This is a genomic window from Paenibacillus chondroitinus NBRC 15376, from assembly GCF_004000765.1.
Lineage (GTDB): Bacteria > Bacillota > Bacilli > Paenibacillales > NBRC-103111 > Paenibacillus_E > Paenibacillus_E chondroitinus.
This window is the reverse complement of record NZ_BILW01000003.1, coordinates 126370-144634: the sequence shown is the minus strand read 5'-3', so window position 1 is coordinate 144634 and position 18265 is coordinate 126370. Positions and strand designations below refer to the sequence as shown.

General features: G+C 45.9%; 18 protein-coding genes and 1 riboswitch. Of the genes, 17 read left to right on the top strand and 1 reads right to left on the bottom strand.

What is annotated here, in order from left to right; all coding sequences use genetic code 11:
• Window positions 1-10: 10 nt before the first annotated feature.
• The 15 genes from PCH02S_RS05240 to PCH02S_RS05170 all read left to right on the top strand — a co-directional run bounded on the left by PCH02S_RS05240 (window position 11) and on the right by PCH02S_RS05170 (window position 15385).
• Window positions 11-769: an SDR family NAD(P)-dependent oxidoreductase gene (locus PCH02S_RS05240; RefSeq protein WP_164819452.1), complete on the top strand. Its 759-nt coding sequence runs from the start codon at window positions 11-13 to the stop codon at window positions 767-769.
• Window positions 766-1551: a creatininase family protein gene (locus tag PCH02S_RS05235; protein WP_127450766.1), complete on the top strand. Its 786-nt coding sequence runs from the start codon at window positions 766-768 to the stop codon at window positions 1549-1551. The genes PCH02S_RS05240 and PCH02S_RS05235 overlap by 4 nt, the downstream gene beginning before the upstream one ends.
• A complete protein-coding gene (locus tag PCH02S_RS05230; RefSeq protein WP_127450764.1) occupies window positions 1548-2687 on the top strand; it encodes a hypothetical protein in 1140 nt (379 codons plus the stop codon). Before PCH02S_RS05235 ends, PCH02S_RS05230 begins: the two co-directional genes overlap by 4 nt.
• Window positions 2684-4240 carry an FAD-dependent oxidoreductase gene (locus PCH02S_RS05225; RefSeq protein ID WP_127450762.1) on the top strand — a complete coding sequence of 519 codons (1557 nt, stop codon included), beginning with the start codon at window positions 2684-2686 and terminating at the stop codon, window positions 4238-4240. Before PCH02S_RS05230 ends, PCH02S_RS05225 begins: the two co-directional genes overlap by 4 nt.
• 48 nt (window positions 4241-4288) lie before the next feature.
• A complete protein-coding gene (locus tag PCH02S_RS05220; RefSeq protein WP_127450761.1) occupies window positions 4289-5599 on the top strand; it encodes an ABC transporter substrate-binding protein in 1311 nt (436 codons plus the stop codon).
• A 30-nt stretch (window positions 5600-5629) separates the two neighbouring features.
• Window positions 5630-6508, top strand: a complete 879-nt coding sequence (locus PCH02S_RS05215; RefSeq protein WP_127450759.1) for a carbohydrate ABC transporter permease — start codon at window positions 5630-5632, stop codon at window positions 6506-6508.
• The gene (locus tag PCH02S_RS05210; RefSeq protein WP_127450758.1) at window positions 6501-7331 is read left to right on the top strand and encodes a carbohydrate ABC transporter permease; all 831 of its coding nucleotides are present in this window, start codon (window positions 6501-6503) and stop codon (window positions 7329-7331) included. The genes PCH02S_RS05215 and PCH02S_RS05210 overlap by 8 nt, the downstream gene beginning before the upstream one ends.
• Window positions 7332-7386: 55 nt before the next feature.
• Window positions 7387-9375, top strand: coding sequence for a right-handed parallel beta-helix repeat-containing protein (locus tag PCH02S_RS05205; RefSeq protein ID WP_164819451.1), 1989 nt, complete (start codon window positions 7387-7389; stop codon window positions 9373-9375).
• 37 nt (window positions 9376-9412) lie between these two features.
• Window positions 9413-9513: riboswitch (TPP riboswitch) on the top strand.
• 86 nt (window positions 9514-9599) lie between these two features.
• Window positions 9600-10271 carry a thiaminase II gene (gene tenA / locus PCH02S_RS05200; protein WP_127450754.1) on the top strand — a complete coding sequence of 224 codons (672 nt, stop codon included), beginning with the start codon at window positions 9600-9602 and terminating at the stop codon, window positions 10269-10271.
• Window positions 10272-10405: 134 nt separating this feature from the next.
• Window positions 10406-10747, top strand: coding sequence for a DoxX family protein (locus PCH02S_RS05195; RefSeq protein WP_127450752.1), 342 nt, complete (start codon window positions 10406-10408; stop codon window positions 10745-10747).
• A gap of 144 nt (window positions 10748-10891) precedes the next feature.
• On the top strand, window positions 10892-11380 hold the full coding sequence (locus PCH02S_RS05190) for a MarR family winged helix-turn-helix transcriptional regulator (RefSeq protein WP_127450751.1): 489 nt from the start codon (window positions 10892-10894) through the stop codon (window positions 11378-11380).
• Between the two features lie 130 nt (window positions 11381-11510).
• The gene (locus PCH02S_RS05185) at window positions 11511-12284 is read left to right on the top strand and encodes a pirin family protein (RefSeq protein ID WP_127450749.1); all 774 of its coding nucleotides are present in this window, start codon (window positions 11511-11513) and stop codon (window positions 12282-12284) included.
• Window positions 12285-12417: 133 nt separating this feature from the next.
• Entirely contained in the window at window positions 12418-13950 is a 1533-nt protein-coding gene (locus tag PCH02S_RS05180) for a spore germination protein (protein ID WP_127450747.1), read from the top strand.
• A 43-nt stretch (window positions 13951-13993) separates the two neighbouring features.
• Window positions 13994-15142 carry a Ger(x)C family spore germination protein gene (locus PCH02S_RS05175; protein ID WP_127450746.1) on the top strand — a complete coding sequence of 383 codons (1149 nt, stop codon included), beginning with the start codon at window positions 13994-13996 and terminating at the stop codon, window positions 15140-15142.
• Between the two features lie 12 nt (window positions 15143-15154).
• Window positions 15155-15385: a hypothetical protein gene (locus PCH02S_RS05170; protein WP_127450744.1), complete on the top strand. Its 231-nt coding sequence runs from the start codon at window positions 15155-15157 to the stop codon at window positions 15383-15385.
• Window positions 15386-15388: 3 nt separating this feature from the next.
• Here PCH02S_RS05170 and PCH02S_RS05165 read toward each other — a convergent pair whose 3' ends face one another.
• The gene (locus PCH02S_RS05165) at window positions 15389-16489 is read right to left on the bottom strand and encodes a GerAB/ArcD/ProY family transporter (protein ID WP_127450742.1); all 1101 of its coding nucleotides are present in this window, start codon (window positions 16487-16489) and stop codon (window positions 15389-15391) included.
• Between the two features lie 130 nt (window positions 16490-16619).
• Between PCH02S_RS05165 and PCH02S_RS05160 the strand changes: the two genes are divergently transcribed.
• Together PCH02S_RS05160 and PCH02S_RS05155 are read left to right on the top strand one after the other, a co-directional pair.
• Window positions 16620-17600: a hypothetical protein gene (locus PCH02S_RS05160; RefSeq protein WP_127450741.1), complete on the top strand. Its 981-nt coding sequence runs from the start codon at window positions 16620-16622 to the stop codon at window positions 17598-17600.
• 179 nt (window positions 17601-17779) lie between these two features.
• Window positions 17780-18262 (top strand): DUF2975 domain-containing protein, encoded by a 483-nt coding sequence (locus tag PCH02S_RS05155; RefSeq protein WP_127450739.1) that lies wholly within the window; start codon window positions 17780-17782, stop codon window positions 18260-18262.
• The last annotated feature ends 3 nt before the right edge of the window (window positions 18263-18265 follow it).

Genomic DNA, 18265 nt, shown 5'->3' with positions numbered 1-18265 from the left:
GGGAACCGTTGTGGCTCAGTTAAGCGGAAAAGTAATTCTAGTGACAGGCGCGCTGGGCAAATTGGGATTGTCGGCCGTTCGGATGTTTCTGGAACGTGGCGCCAAAGTTGCAGCAACTGATCTTGTTGCGCCTGAGGATGCAAACCTAAGGTTGAACGAACCCGCCATCGCTCCTTTTCTTCCAAATGAATTATTGTACATCCAATCCGATGCGCGAGATGAGAAACAGGTCACCTTTGCCTTAGAGAGTGTTCAGAGTCGTTGGGGCCGCTTGGATGGTATATACCATAATGCTTATACACAGATCTCCAAACCCGCTATGCAGCTCACTTTAGAGGAATGGAACCAAGTACTTCTAGGAACTTTGACGAGTACGTTTCTGATTAATAAATATGCTCTTCCGCTCCTGATTGAATCGGGTGGAGGCGTTATACTTAATGCATCTTCTGTCTTAAGCCATAAGGTGAAACCAACCTGTCTAGCTTATGGCGCTGCCAAAGCGGGCGTTAATCAGATGACCCGAGTCATCGCTGCTGACTACGCCCATCAAGGTGTTCGGGCTAACGCCCTGCTCCCGGGTGATATCAAGACGGAAGAGGCGCTGCATGCATTGCCGCCTTCCTTCAAAGAAGCGGTTGCCAAGATGACACCGCTTGGACGCTCGGGGACGCCTGATGAGGTTTCGGAATTGGCTGCCTTTTTGTTATCGGATTCTGCCTCGTATATAACCGGAGCTTTACTTACCATTGACGGGGGATTTGCGCTATGAATGATCTCTTCTTTCACCACGGAACTCGCGAAACGTTAAAGCGGCAAGCTCAAGAGGGGTATGCCGTCGTGGTCCCACTGGCAGCTACGGAGCAGCATGGGCCTCATCTTCCCGTATTTACCGACAGTATGATCGGTGAGCATGTCGCTTTTGAGGCAAGTAAGAAGGCTGCGGTATCTACGAAGCTACTCTTGGCCCCAACGCTTGCTATTGGATGTTCGCAGCATCATCTGGCTTACGGCGGTACGTTATCTTTTACTTCGTCTACTTATCTGCTCATGCTGAAGGAAATAGGTGAAAGTCTGATAAGAGGCGGATTCCGCAAAATCATCTTTCTGAACGCACATGGCGGTAATGAACCCATGATGCATCAGACAGCGCAAGATCTTGCCGTGCAGCATGATATTTGGACCGCCTCCGCTTCTTACTGGAGTTTATCCAGATCAGCCCTTACAAAGCTTGGGGCGCAAGAGATGGGGATGGTTCCGGGCCATGCCGGAGGTTTCGAAGCCTCACTTATCGCTTCTCTCGAGCCGGATCTGATACGCATTCAGACAACGGATCGCCCGGCGCACCCTCAGCGGGCTTGGATTAATGCCGGTCCTCCCGGTACTTTTATCGGGAAACACAACTTCTTAACGGGCGTGGATGGCTATACGGACTCTGCTCATCACGCTGATGCAGATAAGGGATCCATGTACTTTCAAACAATCATTGAATCAACGGCAGAGTGGCTTGTGCAGGTCGGTAATTGGATGAATGAAGGAGTGGAATCTACTTGATAAGCGATCGGACTAATCGGACAGTGCGGAAAAAAGTGGCTGCCATCGTAACGGAATACCGGCCTGATTCCCATGCGGAAATGATCGTCGGACGGTTGCTGGGCTTGTTCGGGTATACGCCACAGATCGAAGTAGTTTCCTTATATCTGGATCAGGTTCCATCCAACGATATCGGTATGGCGGAAGCGCAAACACGTGGGATTCCCGTCTACGGTTCCATTTTGGAGGCAATTGCCGCTCCTCATGTGGGGAGTCCGATTGATGGCGTCCTTTTAATAGGCGAGCATGGAGACTACCCATGGAACGAGAAGCGTCAAAAGCTGTATCCACGCCGCTATTTTTTTGAAGAAACGTTCCGTGCTCTGGATCTATTAGGATTGAATGTGCCTATATTTAACGATAAACATCTCTCTTATTGCATGCAGGATGCAGAGTGGATATACCATGGGTTGGCGAAAAGAGGACTGCCTTTTCTAGGGGGATCCTCTATTCCGCATGCGCCTCAAGTTCCAAGTTTTCCTTCAGAGAGATTGGAACAGGTGAAGGAAATTTTCGTGGTCAGTTGGCTTGGCATCGAGTCTTATGGCTTTCATGGCATGGAGGTACTGCAGGCTGCAGCCGAACAAAGAGCTGGCGGTGAGACGGGAATCGCTTCGATCCAGACGCTGGAAGGTCGTTCGGTGTGGGCGGCAATGGATCGGGGAGAGGTTCCCGAAGATCTGATGATCCAGGCACTAGGCTCGCTAAGAGATGTTCCGCCAGGGAATCCGAGAGATCAAGTGGACGTACCTGTATTGTTCATTCTTAGCTATACCGACGGCTTGAAGGGTTACGTCCTTCAGCTTCAGCGTTTTATTCGAGAGTGGGCGCTTGCTTTCCGTGAAGCGAACGGCGAGGTGACAGCTGCCCGCTGCGATAGCGGATTGGGGCGTCCCTACAAGCATTTTGATAAGCTTACCGGCCTGATCGAGCAGATGATGCTGACTGGCCGTTCACCCGTCTGTACAGAACGAACTTTGATTACGACAGGAATGATCAATCTGGCCATGGAATCTTTACATCTAGGGAAAAAGATAGATTCACCGCAGCTGTGTTCTATCTCTTATACACATGGAGCCGAGGAGGAGTCCACATGAGTGTTTTTCCAAATTTATATTACTATAAACCGAAGCAGGATATGCCTCGTGAACCTCGTCGGATTGAGGCTGATTTTTGTATTTATGGAGGTACTCCTGCAGGTGTGGCAGCAGCTATACAAGCAAGCCGCATGGGTTTGAAAGCCGTCATTGCCGAATTCAGCCAACATATAGGCGGAATGACGTCAAGCGGCCTCGGACGAACGGATGTCGGGAACATGACGGCGATTGGCGGGATATCCAGCGAATTTTATCAAGCATTGGGAAAACACTACGGCAGCGATGAGCCGGATGGAAGGACTTGGGCGTTAGAGCCCCATGTGGCGGAGCGGATTTTCACGGAATGGCTGCAGCAAGCTGAAATATCGGTGTATTTTGAGCAGCATCTAGAATCGGTAGAACTTCAATCAGGGCGTATCACGCAAATCAAAATGGAAGACGGCAACATCTATGCAGCCCCAATGTTTATTGATGCTTCGTATGAGGGCGATTTGCTCGCAAGAGCAGGTGTTTCCTATCATGTGGGCAGAGAATCCAACACAGTGTACAAAGAGATTTTGAACGGGATCCATTTTGGTCATCCCAAACATAACTTTACGGCTTGGGTAGACCCGTATGTGATCGAAGGAAAGATAGACAGCGGGCTGCTGCCAGGCATTTCCGATGCGCAGCCAGGCGTGCAAGGTCAAGGCGATAATTCGGTGCAGGCTTATAATTTCCGAATTTGTTTGAGCAGCAACCCGGATAATCAACTTCCTTACTCTGAACCGCCCAACTATAACCGAGACGAATTCGCTTTACTGGCGAGATATATTCGCAGTGGTGTCTGGGATGCTTTAAAGCTCAACAAGGTGATGCCTGGCGGCAAAAGTGACTTGAATAATTGGGGCGCTGTCTCGACCGATTATATTGGGCGTAACTATGCTTGGCCAGAAGCGAGTTATGCGGTTCGCGAACAGCTCTTTCAACAGCATCTTCATTATAATATGGGCATGCTTTATTTTCTGGCGAATGACGACACAGTGCCTGCAGCCATTCGAGCGGAGGTTACGATGTGGGGACTTCCGGCTGACGAATTTACGACTACGGGCGGATGGCCGCATCAGCTCTATATCCGCGAAGCGAGGCGTATGAGATCGGACGTTGTGATGACTGAGCATCATTGCCGCCATTTTAAGGTTGAAGAGGATTCCGTCGGTTTAGCCGCCTATACCATGGATTCGCACAACTGCCGGCGTTTGGTGCTGGACGGTCGGTGCATCAACGAAGGCAATGTTGAAATCAGTCCCAATGGACCTTATCCGATTTCGTATCGAGCTATTATTCCAAAAGGGGAGGAATGTACCAACCTCGTTGTGCCCGTATGCTTGTCTTCCTCGCATATTGCATATGGGTCCATTCGAATGGAGCCCGTGTTTATGATTCTTGGCCAATCCGCAGCTACGGCAGCCGCATTAGCGCTGCAGCAACAATGCGCATTGCAAGACCTGGATTACGGGCTGCTGCGTAAACAACTGCTGCTGGATGGCCAAATCCTTCATGCAATTTCATAAAGACAGGTGACATTGATTCAAAATTGTTCTTAATGGGAGGTCATACGCATGAGCAAAAAGACAACCGTTATTGGATTTATGGTAGCTCTATCTCTCCTCACAGCCTGTTCAACCGGTAAACCGGCGGCTACTACGCCTAACGATTCAGGAGGAACGGCAACAGCAGCCCCCTTGAAAGATGTCACGTTGAAAATCGGCTTACCCGGCGGTTATGACATCACCAGCCAGAAGATTATCACAAATTTCCAAGCGAAATATCCGAATATTAAGCTGGAAATCGAGGAAACGCCATGGGCGGATTTTGTCACGAAAATCGTCACTCGTATCGCGGGAAATAATCCCCCAGATCTCTGGCTGCAAGAAAATGCTGTTGTGCTTGGTTACGGGAAACGCGGGGTAGCGGAAAATCTGGAACCGTACATCAAGCGCGATCTGAAGACCGACGACTATGTGAGTGCACTGACCTCCGCTAAATTGGATGGCAAAATTTACGGGATTCCACATGGCATCAACCCAGGCGCGCTAGCCTATAATAAACAAATTTTTAAAGACAATAACGTTCCTTTCCCGACCGACGACTGGACTTATAACGATATGATTGAAACCGCCAAAAAGTTGACGAAAGATACGAACGGGGATGGAAAACCGGATATTTATGGCTTCCAGGCAGGCAACAATATCACGTTAGGATGGCTTCCTTGGATGAGGGCATACGGCGGTTCCGCTCTCGATTCGACCTTAACCAAATCGAATTTCACAGATCCCAAGTCGATTCAAGGACTAACAGCATGGGCCGATACCATCAACAAGCTGAAGATTAGCCCTACGCGAGAAGCGGCAACTACCGGCAAATTTTTCGAAAACGGGAAAGTGGCCATGACCTTTTTCCAGTACGCCACGCAAGTCTCTCTGAATAAAAATAAACCAGACCTTGATTGGGACACTGTCAAAATGCCGATCGGCATGGATGGCAAACGCTTTGTTCCGATGGTTGTGAACCAGTGGATTGTTTATTCCAAGTCTAAGCCTGAAGTGAAAGAGGCAGCCTGGACATTCCTCAAGTACTATTTGAGCGATGAGGGTCAAGGCTTGCTTTCAGAAAGCGGCACAAGCTTGCCAGTGAAGAAAACAGCGCTGGCTGAGCTCGAGAAATCAACGACGAAACCGGTGAACAAGAAGGCTTATACGAAAGGGATCGAAGAAGCGGGGGGGACCCTGGATGAGAACGCATCCTGGAACGAGTGGCGCGCAGCTGCCGGTCCGATCCTGAACGATATCATGGATGGCAAGCGAACACCGGAGGATGGCGCCAAAGAAATTCAGCAGAAAGTCCAAGGCGTACTCGACGAAAACAAATAAACCGGATTGGACTTGAAAAGAGGTGCTCCGATGCGCAAACAAGGCTGGTGGGGCTTCGTCTTCACCGTACCTTTTGTCCTGCAACTGCTGATTTTCTTCTTGTTTCCCTTCGTATTTTCCCTTTATTTAACGTTTACGAAGTGGGATCTATTCAACCCGCCGCAATGGATCGGACTGCGTAATTGGAGCCAATTCCTGCACCAGAAAGTTTTCTGGCTTTCGATGCGCAACGTCGGTTATTTTGCCGTATTGTTCGTTCCGCTACAGACATTCACTGCGCTTATTCTTGCTTATTTGCTCAATCAGCAGATTCGTGGCAAATCCTTGTTCCGGATGATTTACTTTCTCCCTGTGATCACGCCATGGGTCGCAGGGGGCATGATCTGGCTGTGGATTTACAACAATGAGTACGGCCTGCTGAACTGGATTTTGCATACGCTCGGACTTCAACCGGTCGATTGGATACGCAGTGGGAAATGGTGGTTGGTTATTGGTTCAATTGCGCTTGTAAACATCTGGAAGGGCGCCGGGTATTCGATGGTCCTCATTTTAGCTGGCATGCAGAATATCTCCCAAGAAATGCTGGAAGCGGCACGGATGGATGGGGCGACGGGTTGGACGCTTTTTACCAAAATAACGATGCCGATCGTGTCCCCCATGGTCTATATGGTCATGATCCTTTCAACGATCTCCGCTTTTCATGCGTTTGATGTGTTTCTAGTCATGCTTGGTGACGTCATTTCTGTCGCCGACCGGAATATGGTGCCTAACATCTTGATTTATCGTGATTCCTTCCTCAATTTCAAAATGGGCAGCGCATCCGCAATGGCATGGGGACTGTTCCTCGTCATTCTAGCCATTACCATTGTTCAGAAGGTAACGGAAAAGAGGTGGGTGCATTATGAATAATGCCTACACCGGTCTAAAAGTTGCCGCTTATGCGATTTTAGGCATCGGTTCCGTTCTTATGCTTGTTCCTTTTCTATACATGCTCTCAACATCATTGACAGCAGCAGGCTCGGAACTAACGTTGCCTCCCAAACTGATCCCGGACCCGTTCGTTTGGAAAAATTACCGGCAGGTCTGGATCGAGGTCAACTTTCTGCAGTACACGATGAACAGCATTTTTGTCACGTTCATGGATTTAATCGGAACCGTAGCTTCCTGCGCGATCGTAGCTTATGGGTTGGCATTTTTCCAATTTCGCGGCAGGAACCTGATATTTTTGGCGATGCTTGGCACAATGATGCTGCCATCCCAAATTACGATGATTCCAACGTATTTTATCTGGAAATCTCTCGGAGCGCTTGATACGTATTATCCTCTCATTGTGAGGAGCTTCCTCGGTGGGGCCTTTGGCATCTTCCTGCTGCACCAATTTTATAAAACACTCCCGAAGGAACTGTATGACGCGGCTTGGGTGGATGGGGCGAACCCTTGGAAAATTTTCTATAAAATCTACCTTCCTTTAGCGAAACCTGCCTTATCCGCACTTGCCGTATTCACTTTCATCAGCGCTTGGAATAACACTTTAGAACCACTTATTTACTTGCAAAATAAACAGATGTTTACCCTGCCACTTGGGCTCCTTTTCCTGAAAAATGAAGTTCAAAACCGGATGACCCTGATCATGGCTGGTGCCGTCATCACCATTGTCCCCGTCCTTGTTGTATTTCTATTTGCGCAAAAATACTTCGTTCAAGGCATCGCTTCAACTGGATTGAAAGGCTGACTTTACGGAACTCCAACAAATGGCCCGCATCGGGAAAAGGAGAGTGACTACAGCTATGTCTAAACAATCTAACCAATCGCAAGAAATGGAAGAAGCGGCTGCTCCGGTGGACGCAGAGGGAGCAGCGGAGAGGGAAGGACATAAAGAGCCATTAATTAGCCGCAGGAAATTGCTGGCCACGCTAGGGATAGGAGGAATTGCTGCTGTTTCCGGCGGATTATGGCAGGTAGCAGGTCAGTCTACCGCCTTTGCCAGCGACCAATCCGTCACAAGCTCTGTATATGGCATGGCGATTAAAAAACGAAAAACCGAGCTGCTTGAGATTCTGGACACGAAATTCTGCATCGCAGTTAAGTTGGAGGACCTGAGAGTCGAGCTCGAACCTGATCCTACGCTCGCTTATTACGTAACGAACGAGATGCAGGAGGGCTTTTTCCGATATGACCCGAACGACACTACATCCGTAGATAACACGGGAACCGTACTTGTGTCCACTAACGGCAAGCGGTTCAAGCGGATTTACGGGGATACGCTGCTTGCTTCTTGGTTCGGCACCAAAGGAGATGGCGTAACGAATGACACGCAGGCCTTACAGACAGCGCTAAATACCGCGTCCGGTCACAAATTGTTTATTCCCAAGCAGCGAACTGGCTTTTATTTAACAGGCCAATTGTTTATTCCAAGTCAAATTGCGATTGAATTCGAGCCGGGGACCGTCATACAAGCAGTAGATACACTGAGTAAAGTAGGGCCAGTCTACGAACGATTGATTCGCATCAAAACCGTTAAAGACGTGTATATCAACGGAAACGGCTCAACGTTACGTATGAACAAGGCGGCGTATACAACAGGCGAACAAGCTCATATTTTTGACATCAGCGGTTCGGAGAATATTGTTATTGAGAATATCAATGCGAATGACAGCGGTGGAGATGGCTTTTATATCGGCTATTTCGAATCGACGGTAGGTTTCTGCCGGAATATTGTGCTTCGTAATTGCCGCGCGGATAATAACCGAAGACAAGGACTCTCTGTAATCTCCGTAGACGGTCTCACTGTGGAGGACTGCCGCTTCTCGGGCACGAAGGGAACAGCTCCGCAAAGCGGAGTCGACATTGAACCGAATGGTCAACTTGATTTGCTGAAAAATATCCGCTTCATCCAATGTGTGGCGGATGGGAATACGGGCAGGGGATTCCTGGTCACTTTGCTGAAACCAACAGCTGCCAGTGAGCCCATCGATATCGTGTTTGATAAGTGCAAAACGAAAGGGAATTCGTTTGGTTTCTCCATGAATTATGGTGGAGATGGCACGAAAGCCGTACAAGGCGAGATCAAATTGATTGATTGTATCGCGGAAAGTGAGCAGTACGCCGGATTTTCGGACTTATCTTTCTCGGCCGATGGCGCGAAGCGCTCCTATATTCGGTGCCGGGCGATAAACTGTAACACGGTTAACCAGCCGGAAGACCCTTATGGTTATGGCTCCTCGTTCATCCTCACAACGGTGCCGTCGCAGGTAAGAACCGCGATCGGAAACGCGGTTTATAGGGATTGCGAATCCGTAGATACGCGTCAGGTTCCGCTGATTAAGCGTGGATTCTCGTTAAAGAAAAACAACGCAGAATTGCTGCGGAACGTCTCCTATTTAGGCTGCTCCGTCAAAGGCGGAGGCCAAAAGCTCTATGCCATTGACCCCTCAGCCGAGGATATCTATGCCATCAAACAGCCTCTGCCTATTCAAGCGTATCCTTCTTCCGGATCCGTCACTTTTGATTACATAGGCTTCAAAATCACCAATGCTGGCGCATCCGCTGAGGTCACCTTGCTGCTGCCAACAGCGAAAGCCAGCGTCACTTACACATTTTTTGTGGAAGCTCCGTATCGGCTTAATTTGCAAACACAACCGGGGAAGACGATTCTGACACCCGCAGGAGGAAAGACCCTGATTGGAACCAACCTGCAAGGCAACTCTATCGTGCTGGCGGGCCGTTCAGATGGACAGTGGGAGATTTCAGGCATGGTAGGGGATTGGCTGCAATAACAGGTTGTGGTAAGATTTGACTAGACAATTGAATCGTATTGAACACTAGGGGTGCTATTATAGCTGAGAAAGACGTTCGTCTTAACCCTTACACCTGATCTAGGTAATGCTAGCGAAGGGAAGTGGTTGTTTGTCGTTTGGGTACCTGTCATAACGCGGCCGCTTTCTATCAGAAAGCGGTTTTTTTGTTTGGCTACTAGATTAATTAAAAAGGGGATAAGACAATGACTTTTTCTAAACGTTTATATGATCGACTGCAACCGGTGTGGCGGAGGAACCACGCCCATCCGTTTGTTCAGGGAATGGGAGACGGCACATTAGATTTGGAGAAGTTTCGCTTTTATATGATTCAAGACTATGTGTATTTAAAAGATTACGCCAAACTGTTCGCGTTAGGAGCGGTCAAATCGGATGATTTGGCGGTTATGGGTAAGTTTGCTGCTCTGCTGGACTCCACATTGAATGAAGAAATGTCCCTTCACAGGGCATATGCCGCTCGCTTCGGGATCACGGAAGAGGAGTTGGAACAGGCCAAACCTTCCCCGATTACTTTGGCTTATACGCATTATATGCTGCATACGGCGCAAAACGGATCGTTAGCCGAGTTAACCGCGGCGCTGCTTCCTTGTATGTGGAGTTATTCTGAAATTGGCAAGGAGCTAAGCCGATTGACCGGAGCGAGCGAACATTCCTATTATGGAGACTGGATTAAGATGTACAGCTCGGAAGAATTCGGAGAGTTAGCGCAGTGGTGCATCGGGCTGCTCGATCAGCTCGCCGAAGGGAAGCCGGAAGCCGAACTCAATAGGCTGGAAGAGATTTTTCTGAACACGACGCGGTATGAATATATGTTCTGGGAAATGGCTTACCGGATGGAAAGTTGGCCTGATGACTAGAATTCAAGGAGATTGCCACATGGCAATCTCCTTATTTTGTTCTTTCAAGCAGTTCTAAAATTATGTCTTGACTAATATATATTCTAATAATAGAATAACTAACGTTATACAAATTATTCATAGGAGTGATTCACATGCATATTTTGTCCATCGTGCTTCAAATTATTTTAGGGATCGGGTTTCTGCTGTTTGGTTTCATGAAGTTCGGCAGCAAACAGATGGTAGACGAGTTCAAGCGCTATCGGTTATCGTCGGGAATGAGAGTTTTTACTGGTTTGGTAGAAGTGTTGTCGGCCGCTATCATTATTATTGGTATTTGGGTTAGTCCTTATGCTTTGATCGGTGCTATTCTTATGGCAATCACCATGTTTGTTGCGGCTCTTGTCCACTTGGTTCGCGTGAAAGATCCAGTTGCTAAAGCGATGATGCCAATCATTCTTTTCATCCTGGCTGTTATTGTTATTATTTTGAACTGAAGTAAGTTAAATATGAGCACATGTCTACGCAATTTTTCTTACAAATAGTGCTGAAGCAGAAGACGTTCGATTTTTTTCTAATTGAAATTCCTGAGGAAGTCGAATATCCTTGTGTATAAGAAAGCAAGATAAGGTGGTTGACGTATGACTGAACGCGATAAAGAGGGTATAGAGCTTGATTTAAGGCTTATACGCGTCATAAGAAACATGGTAAAAGAGTTGTTTGACAGCATGGAACGCAGCATTGATAGCTTTGATCTCAGCATCGAAACGTTCCAAATTCTTGAGTTTCTATACAATAAAGGTCCGCACCCTATACAGAAAATTAGTGACACATTCTCGATTCCAAGCGGGAGTATCACTTATGTGGTGGATAAGCTTGAGAAGAAGGGATTCGTGGAACGCCTTCCCATTCCAGGAGATCGCCGCAAGGTGAATGTGGTGTTGACTAGTGAAGGGCGAAGCTATTTTGATACGATTTTTCCAACGCATGTCCAAGCGATCTCCGACGATTTGTCCTTTGTGACGGATGAAGAGAAGCATGAACTCATTGTCCTGCTTAAGAAAATTGGATACGGCATTAAGAATCGTCAAAGCAATGCAACCGCACAGGAAGATGAAAATAAGTCATAATCTTTGGTATGACGCAAAAACGACCCTCTAACTGAAACAAAGAGGGTCATTTTTATCAATGAAAATATCCTATTTTTATATTATATATAATATTAACAATTTATGTCTGGCATAGATGGGAGAGATTACAATGAACATACAGATCCTAGGCCCTGAGTTTCAAGGGAAAGAATCTTTCGACGGAGGCAGGATATATGCGCAGAAGCCGCTAGGCTTTTCAGGCCAAGGAGCCGCTACCGTGCGGCTTGGACCTCTTTTCTATTGGTCATGGGGGCATGCGGTGAAGGAAGGCGGCATCGGCTTTCATCCTCATCAAGGCTTTGAAATTCTAACTTACGGTATCAACGGAAAAGGAACTCACCGGGATACGCTCGGCACAGAGAGTACACTTGAAGCAGGGGATGTTCAGTTAATGCAAACCGGATCGGGTATGCAACACGCAGAGACCGTCGGTGCGGGATACGAAGGTTTTCAAATCTGGTTGGAACCTTATTTACAAGAGGCGTTGAATCGTAAACCGATGTATACCTTTTTCCATGACGAAGAATTCCCTCGTAGTTCCCACGATGGCATCAACGTGAAAACGGTAGTAGGGGAAGGTTCTCCGATTCAAAAGCTTGTAACCGACGTCAACATGTACGATATCGAAGTTGAGGCCGGGGCAACGTACGTTCATCGGCTATTGCCCAACCGTACGTTCGCAGCTTTAGCGTTTCGCGGCAAATCTGGTATCCTATGGACTACGGAAGCGAATCGCGTTTCTTTTACAAACAAAGACTTTGCTATTGTACAAACTGAAGAAGAAGTAGAAGTGAACATTCGCGCCGAGGATGAGAAGCTTCGTTTGTTTATCGTAGAAATTCCGACGAAAGTCGATTATCCTTTGTATAATAAAGCAAGATAAGAATAAGGGACGGGGCAACAGCGAGGTTGCTTCGTCTTTTTTTGCACTTCCTGCGGCGCCGTAAGTACTTTTCGCATAGGTTTCGCTCGATTCGGCATAATAGCAATGATTGTGCTGACTAGGAGGATCTTGCATGAGTTGGTTAAAAATAGGTAAATTTCGTTCATACAAATATCCTCCTGGTACGAAAAGTTCCTTTCTGGAGGAAGACAGTTCTACTCCATTCACCGCGGAAATTGAACAGAACGAAAAGTTGCTGCAAGAAACGTTTGAGGACTGTTCGGACTTGGTTTACAGAAGGATAGATGTTAACCAGAACGTGCATTGGCTCATTGTTTATATAGAGAGTTTAATTGATAAAACAACACTTGAAGAGAATGTTATTAAGCCATTGTTAACGAGTCTGACAAGTGATACATATCCGAAGGAATCTGGCGATTTGAAAAGCGAAATGATCTCCATCGGGACTACAATTCGCACGACAAAAGTGTCGGAAGCCGTTGCTAACATTTTAGATGGCCACGCAGCCATTCTTTCAACGGGCAGCAGCATCGTGACGACAGTTTCGATTCCGGGTACATCCAAGCGAAGTATTGATGAAGCATCGTCCGAGCCCGTTATACGCGGCCCGAGGGATGGTTTTATTGAACATATTTCAACCAACGTTAGCCTGATACGTGCCAGACTCAAAACTTCCAAGTTAAAAATGGAGTATATCACCCTTGGTGAGCTTTCCAAGACTCGAGTAGCCATTACGTATTTGAAAGGGATTGCATCCCAAACCGTCGTTGACGAAGTAAAAGCAAGATTAAAGCCAATCAAGCTCGAGGGTGTTCTTGACTCAGGGAATATAGAAGAATTTATTGAGGATCAACCGTATTCACCATTTCCCCAAGTCCATAGTACAGAACGCCCGGATGTGGTGGTTGCTGAATTACTTGAAGGGAAAGTAGCCATACTTGTCGACACCACGCCTTTTGTTATTGTAGTTCCGATGACATTCTGGACAGGTCTCCAAGCAAGCGAAGATTATTATATCCGTTGGCCAATCGCTACTTTTGTACGTTGGATTCGCTTTTTCTTCATTATTTTTGCCATATTCGCACCTCCCATGTACGTAGCCATTACGACTTTCCACCAGGAGATGATCCCTACCAATCTTGTGCTAAGTATTGCCTCCTCAAGGGATGCCGTTCCTTTTCCAGCAATGGTTGAGGCTTTGTTAATTGAAATTATTTTTGAAGCCTTGAGAGAAGCAGGCATTCGTCTGCCGAAACAGATTGGCCAAGCCATAAGCATTGTCGGAGGTTTGGTCATTGGCCAAGCAGCGGTTCAAGCAGGATTCATTTCTGCGCCGGTTGTAATTATCGTGTCCATAACGGGGATCTCAGCCTTTACGATCCCACGTTACAGTTTCGCAAACGGAATTCGATTGCTCCGATTTCCCATGTTATTTTTAGCGGGGTTTTTAGGCCTCTACGGCATTGTACTAGGGCTTCTAGCCATTATGCTGCATGTGACCAACCTTCGTTCATTCGGAAGTCTGTATTTCTCGCCAGTTGCTCCGCTGAAGCTAACGGCTTTAAAAGATGTCCTGATACGGATTCCGATTTGGGCTAAATTCCGCCCCTCCATAAGGCCGAATCAAGAGGGGGAGCAGAATTAACCATTCTGAAGTTGAGGAGATACTTGGACTGGGGGGGATTGAGATGAGCTTATTCAAATATATCATTCTTCTTGTATTCTTCTTCCTTAGCGGTTGTTGGGATCGTACGGAAATGAATGATATAGCTTTTGTTACGGCTACTGCGCTTGACCTTGCGGATAATGGGAACATCATATGTTATCTGCAAATCGCCGCGCCTACAACTTCCAAAGGCGGAGTTAGCGGTGGCGGGAGCAGCAATAATCAAAATTCTTATGTCATATTTGCTGAAGGAAAAACAGGCAATGAAGTTCATCAAAAACTGCAGAAGAAGAGCTCTCATAGCTTGTTTTACTCTCACCGCAGCGTTGTATTTATTAGTGAGCGTTTAGCTAGACATGGAACGGAAAATTTATTGGATATCTTTACGCACGACCCCAGGAATCGTTTGAAGGCTTATATCATGGTAGTTAAAGACGGGGATGGGAAGAACGAGAGGAAGATGGAGTCTCTTCTAAAAGAAATTCCAAGTGAAGTGGCCAAAGAATTGCAACTTTCGGGAGATGATGTTGCCGTCACCTTGCGGGACTTCTTCATTTCATCCGATAGTGAGGGGGTTCAACCCGTCGTCGGGTTAATTGAACCTGAGATTGACTCCAATCATGAACATAGGCAAATTTATAAGGTTGCAGGTGCCGGTGTATTTAAAGGGTACAAATTATCCGGGTTATTGGATGTCAATGAAACTTTAGCGTTCATGTGGGTGACTGACAAGCTGAAGTACGGCAGAATCACGGCAAATGTTCCTCAAAGTTCAGGGGAAGTCGGGATGATGCTCATCCATACGAAAGGTAAAATCATTACGCAAAATGCGAAAGATTCGGTACAATTCAAAATCAAACTGGAAGGTCAAGGCAGTTTGGTTGAGAATACTTCCGCTTTGGATATTACGGATCCTGACAATATGAAACGAATTAAAAAGGCGCTGGAGGATGCGGCCAAAAAGCAAGTACAAGATTTTTTGTCTAAAATACAAAAGAAATATCAAGTAGACAGCGTGGGCTTCGGCCAAGAAGTTTATAAAAATAACCCGAACCAGTGGGAGGCTTTGAAAGATCAATGGGACAGGCATTTTCCAGAGGCGGAGATATCCATCGAAGTACATTTGGCGCTAAAAGGAGCGGGAATGGTACATTCTTCCTTCTATGAATAGGAGATTTAGAAAATGATCTTACAAATCGTAACTTTTATTATTGTCATGTTGGGTTGGACGTTATATAAAGTTCGCATGTTTCTTAAGAAAAACCAGCCTGTAACGGCTGGTTTATATGGCTGCTTGATGGGAATATGCACGATTCTCGGCTCGCTATTGGCAGCCCATATTGATATTCCAAGCACAACAACACCTTTGAATTTGTTATTTCAGCCGATTGGCAAGCTTATTCTAAACCGTTGAATGCTAATGAACGGATTTCTTCCAACGCCTTTTTGTGGAATCAATCAAGAGTAAGCCTAGCGGTAATACTAGATGTGTTAATAAGGCATAGCTAGGGTACGTGTAGTTCAAATAACTTGACAAATCGGTCGAATAATTGACAAAAATTGAAATCGAACCAAACACGGACAAAATCGTTATTGGGATGACCAAGTCCTTATATCGTTTAATGTTAAAAAGATGCCCTAAACTTAAACAGATGATAAAAAAAGTTAGAGATATTTTGATAAAGCATCCCATAACCCAAATAGCTACCGCTAATGCCTCTAAACGTTCAAAGCTTCCTTTCAAACCAACATACTGAATCACGCTAAGCACGGGAAACGTCAATTTTTTCGTTAACGGCCCAAAGACCATAATGAGCGGTATAATCGTAATCGCGAGAAGGCCTGAGATGGTAAACAAAGAAATGAACGAAGCTTTGGTTGCTTTATTCGGTTGATTCATAAATGGAATAAGCCATCCCAATATATAAAATTGACTTAAGTAAGCGGTAGGAAAAACAGACCCTTGAAGGACAGGTACGATTCCTTTGCCTAGAATTGGAAGCAGCCGTTCCGGATCTGATTCCGTAAGCATGAGAATCAAGAGAGGAATCAACAAAACAAGAATGAGCAAAGACAGGGACTCATTCACTCTTGCGATAGCTTCGATCCCCATATAGACGGCAATCCCGCATAAAATCGCCAATGTTAGGCTAATCACGATGGAAGGCGTTCTCATCAGCAGAACCGTGTTGATAAATTGTACGTGTTGATTCAGGATGACGAAATCAAAATTGATCCAGGAATAAATATAGTAGCATCCCAAACATTTCCCAGGCCATTTCCCAATGATTTGACAGCTGTACTGAATAATCGACTGACCCGGATAACGTTTCGATAAAGTTGTCATCACCATAATTGTTAATGCACCGATCAAAAACGCAGGGAGAATCGTTATCCAAGCATCTTGCTTTGAGATTGTCGACATCAAGCCTGGTATGACAAGAATGACAGTAGGCGCTACAAATGAAAAAATTAATAAACTTATTTGCGTTCCTGTTATTTTTTCGGCGGACTCCATAGGTGTACTCCTTGAAAATCAGATCCCTCCAGTATTCCCCTCTTACCTACAATAAATAAGTGAACAAAAGTCATTAGTAAGGTATAATTTTCTATAAAATGGCATGTTTATTGTGAAAAGGGGATGGATCATGAGTTCAGCGGGAAGTCAACATATGGTGCGGCAACCAAGTACGTCTAGTCCTACTAGCAAATCCATGGACGCTGCAACAACATCCGATCAACTAAGTTTGGATACAACATCTATGTCGAGTTTATCGCAAATGATGCTGCTTCAACGCACAATTGGCAATCAAGCTGTGGCTACTATGGTTCAAAGGCGTATTACGCCGCAAACAGCTCAAGGGACTTTTGTTCAACGATCGCTTGATGATGAAACCAAAGTCACCTGGACGCATACGAAGCTTAGTGCTTTATGGACGAAAATGAGGGATCGAAGCGAAGGGAAAGATGGCATGCCGAACTACGGGGGCAATATAAGGGATGCTATGGCAGATTATGTGAACACAGAACATACCGAGAGGGAACTGGCAGAAATCATCGTCAATCGGGAGCCATTCAAAGCTATCTTCCTAAACCCCAGAAAAAATCAGCAGAATGATGCTATTGCCGATCCTGGTGGAGCCATTGAACAAGCGATTCAAGCGGTATTAGCAGCTTGTATTTTCTACCACGCAACGTTTGAGGAAAATGTAGCGGATATTCTTGCCGGAGGCATCAAAGCGAGTAAGGGCGGAAAAGGATCAGGGATCAGCACGCATGGCCGTGACAACGCCGCAGCTAATGCCACTTATAATAAGTGGAGCAAAGGCCATTCCTTTATTACGAAAAGCAGGGCCGAAGCCAATGGTTACAAAGAAAAAATGGCGGTGAAGAAACCGGCGAAAATTATTCATATTTTATCATTGCCGGCTTTTATCGACGATAGTTCCATGAAAGTAGATATTGATAGCAAGGCGGGACTGAAGTATGAAGGAGATCTCGACATGATTGGGGACGGCGCAAAGTTGAATGATAGAGCTCTCAAAGTCATCCATGCAGGACTTAAAAAAATGAATCGAACGGCTTTGGATGCCAAAATTCTGGAAGTATATACAGCTAACTATGGATGATGGAGAGTAGGGAAGACGAAAGAGCATTTCCTTGTCATGAGGAGTGCTCTTTTTCTATTTATCGCCGATGAAATTCAAAATAAGAATAAATATATAGCTATAATCGGTAATTATTTATTGAAAAACGATAAACTATGTGTTAAATTAAAATCGAAAATAATGAAGTGAGGTGCATGGTAATGAAACGAGGCTCAACCCTATTTTTAAAAATTGTCTTATTTCTGATTGGAATCCCAGTACTGGCATTATGCATTTATTTGGTGCCAAAGATAGCGAACTACGCTGTAGAATTGTATCCGGATCATGATTATTTGGATGTTCTGGTAATGATGGATTTGTATGCCACGGCGATACCTTTTTACTTAGCTCTGTATCAAGCTTTTAAACTTTTAGGCTATATTGACAAGAGTACAGCTTTCTCGGAATTGTCTGTGCGAGCTCTTAAGATTATCAAATACTGTGCAATGACATTCAGTGGCTTGTATGTGATTGGCTTGCCGCTTTTTTATCTCATTGCGGAGAAAGACGATGCGCCAGGCATCATTGTGATCGGGTTGGTTTTGATAGGTGCTTCCTTCGTCATTGCTGTTTTCGCAGCAGTTCTTCAAAAGCTTTTGAAAGAGGCAATCGATATAAAATCTGAAAATGATTTGACGGTCTGAGGA

What these genes read in the sequence shown, in the direction of transcription:
- PCH02S_RS05235 (WP_127450766.1), top strand. Translation starts at nt 766, where the DNA reads ATGAATGATCTCTTCTTTCACCACGGAACTCGCGAAACGTTAAAGCGG.
- PCH02S_RS05225 (WP_127450762.1), top strand. Translation starts at nt 2,684, where the DNA reads ATGAGTGTTTTTCCAAATTTATATTACTATAAACCGAAGCAGGATATG.
- PCH02S_RS05220 (WP_127450761.1), top strand. Translation starts at nt 4,289, where the DNA reads ATGAGCAAAAAGACAACCGTTATTGGATTTATGGTAGCTCTATCTCTC.
- PCH02S_RS05215 (WP_127450759.1), top strand. Translation starts at nt 5,630, where the DNA reads ATGCGCAAACAAGGCTGGTGGGGCTTCGTCTTCACCGTACCTTTTGTC.
- PCH02S_RS05210 (WP_127450758.1), top strand. Translation starts at nt 6,501, where the DNA reads ATGAATAATGCCTACACCGGTCTAAAAGTTGCCGCTTATGCGATTTTA.
- PCH02S_RS05205 (WP_164819451.1), top strand. Translation starts at nt 7,387, where the DNA reads ATGTCTAAACAATCTAACCAATCGCAAGAAATGGAAGAAGCGGCTGCT.
- tenA (WP_127450754.1), top strand. Translation starts at nt 9,600, where the DNA reads ATGACTTTTTCTAAACGTTTATATGATCGACTGCAACCGGTGTGGCGG.
- PCH02S_RS05195 (WP_127450752.1), top strand. Translation starts at nt 10,406, where the DNA reads ATGCATATTTTGTCCATCGTGCTTCAAATTATTTTAGGGATCGGGTTT.
- PCH02S_RS05190 (WP_127450751.1), top strand. Translation starts at nt 10,892, where the DNA reads ATGACTGAACGCGATAAAGAGGGTATAGAGCTTGATTTAAGGCTTATA.
- PCH02S_RS05185 (WP_127450749.1), top strand. Translation starts at nt 11,511, where the DNA reads ATGAACATACAGATCCTAGGCCCTGAGTTTCAAGGGAAAGAATCTTTC.
- PCH02S_RS05180 (WP_127450747.1), top strand. Translation starts at nt 12,418, where the DNA reads ATGAGTTGGTTAAAAATAGGTAAATTTCGTTCATACAAATATCCTCCT.
- PCH02S_RS05175 (WP_127450746.1), top strand. Translation starts at nt 13,994, where the DNA reads ATGAGCTTATTCAAATATATCATTCTTCTTGTATTCTTCTTCCTTAGC.
- PCH02S_RS05170 (WP_127450744.1), top strand. Translation starts at nt 15,155, where the DNA reads ATGATCTTACAAATCGTAACTTTTATTATTGTCATGTTGGGTTGGACG.
- PCH02S_RS05165 (WP_127450742.1), bottom strand. Translation starts at nt 16,489, where the DNA reads ATGGAGTCCGCCGAAAAAATAACAGGAACGCAAATAAGTTTATTAATT.
- PCH02S_RS05160 (WP_127450741.1), top strand. Translation starts at nt 16,620, where the DNA reads ATGAGTTCAGCGGGAAGTCAACATATGGTGCGGCAACCAAGTACGTCT.
- PCH02S_RS05155 (WP_127450739.1), top strand. Translation starts at nt 17,780, where the DNA reads ATGAAACGAGGCTCAACCCTATTTTTAAAAATTGTCTTATTTCTGATT.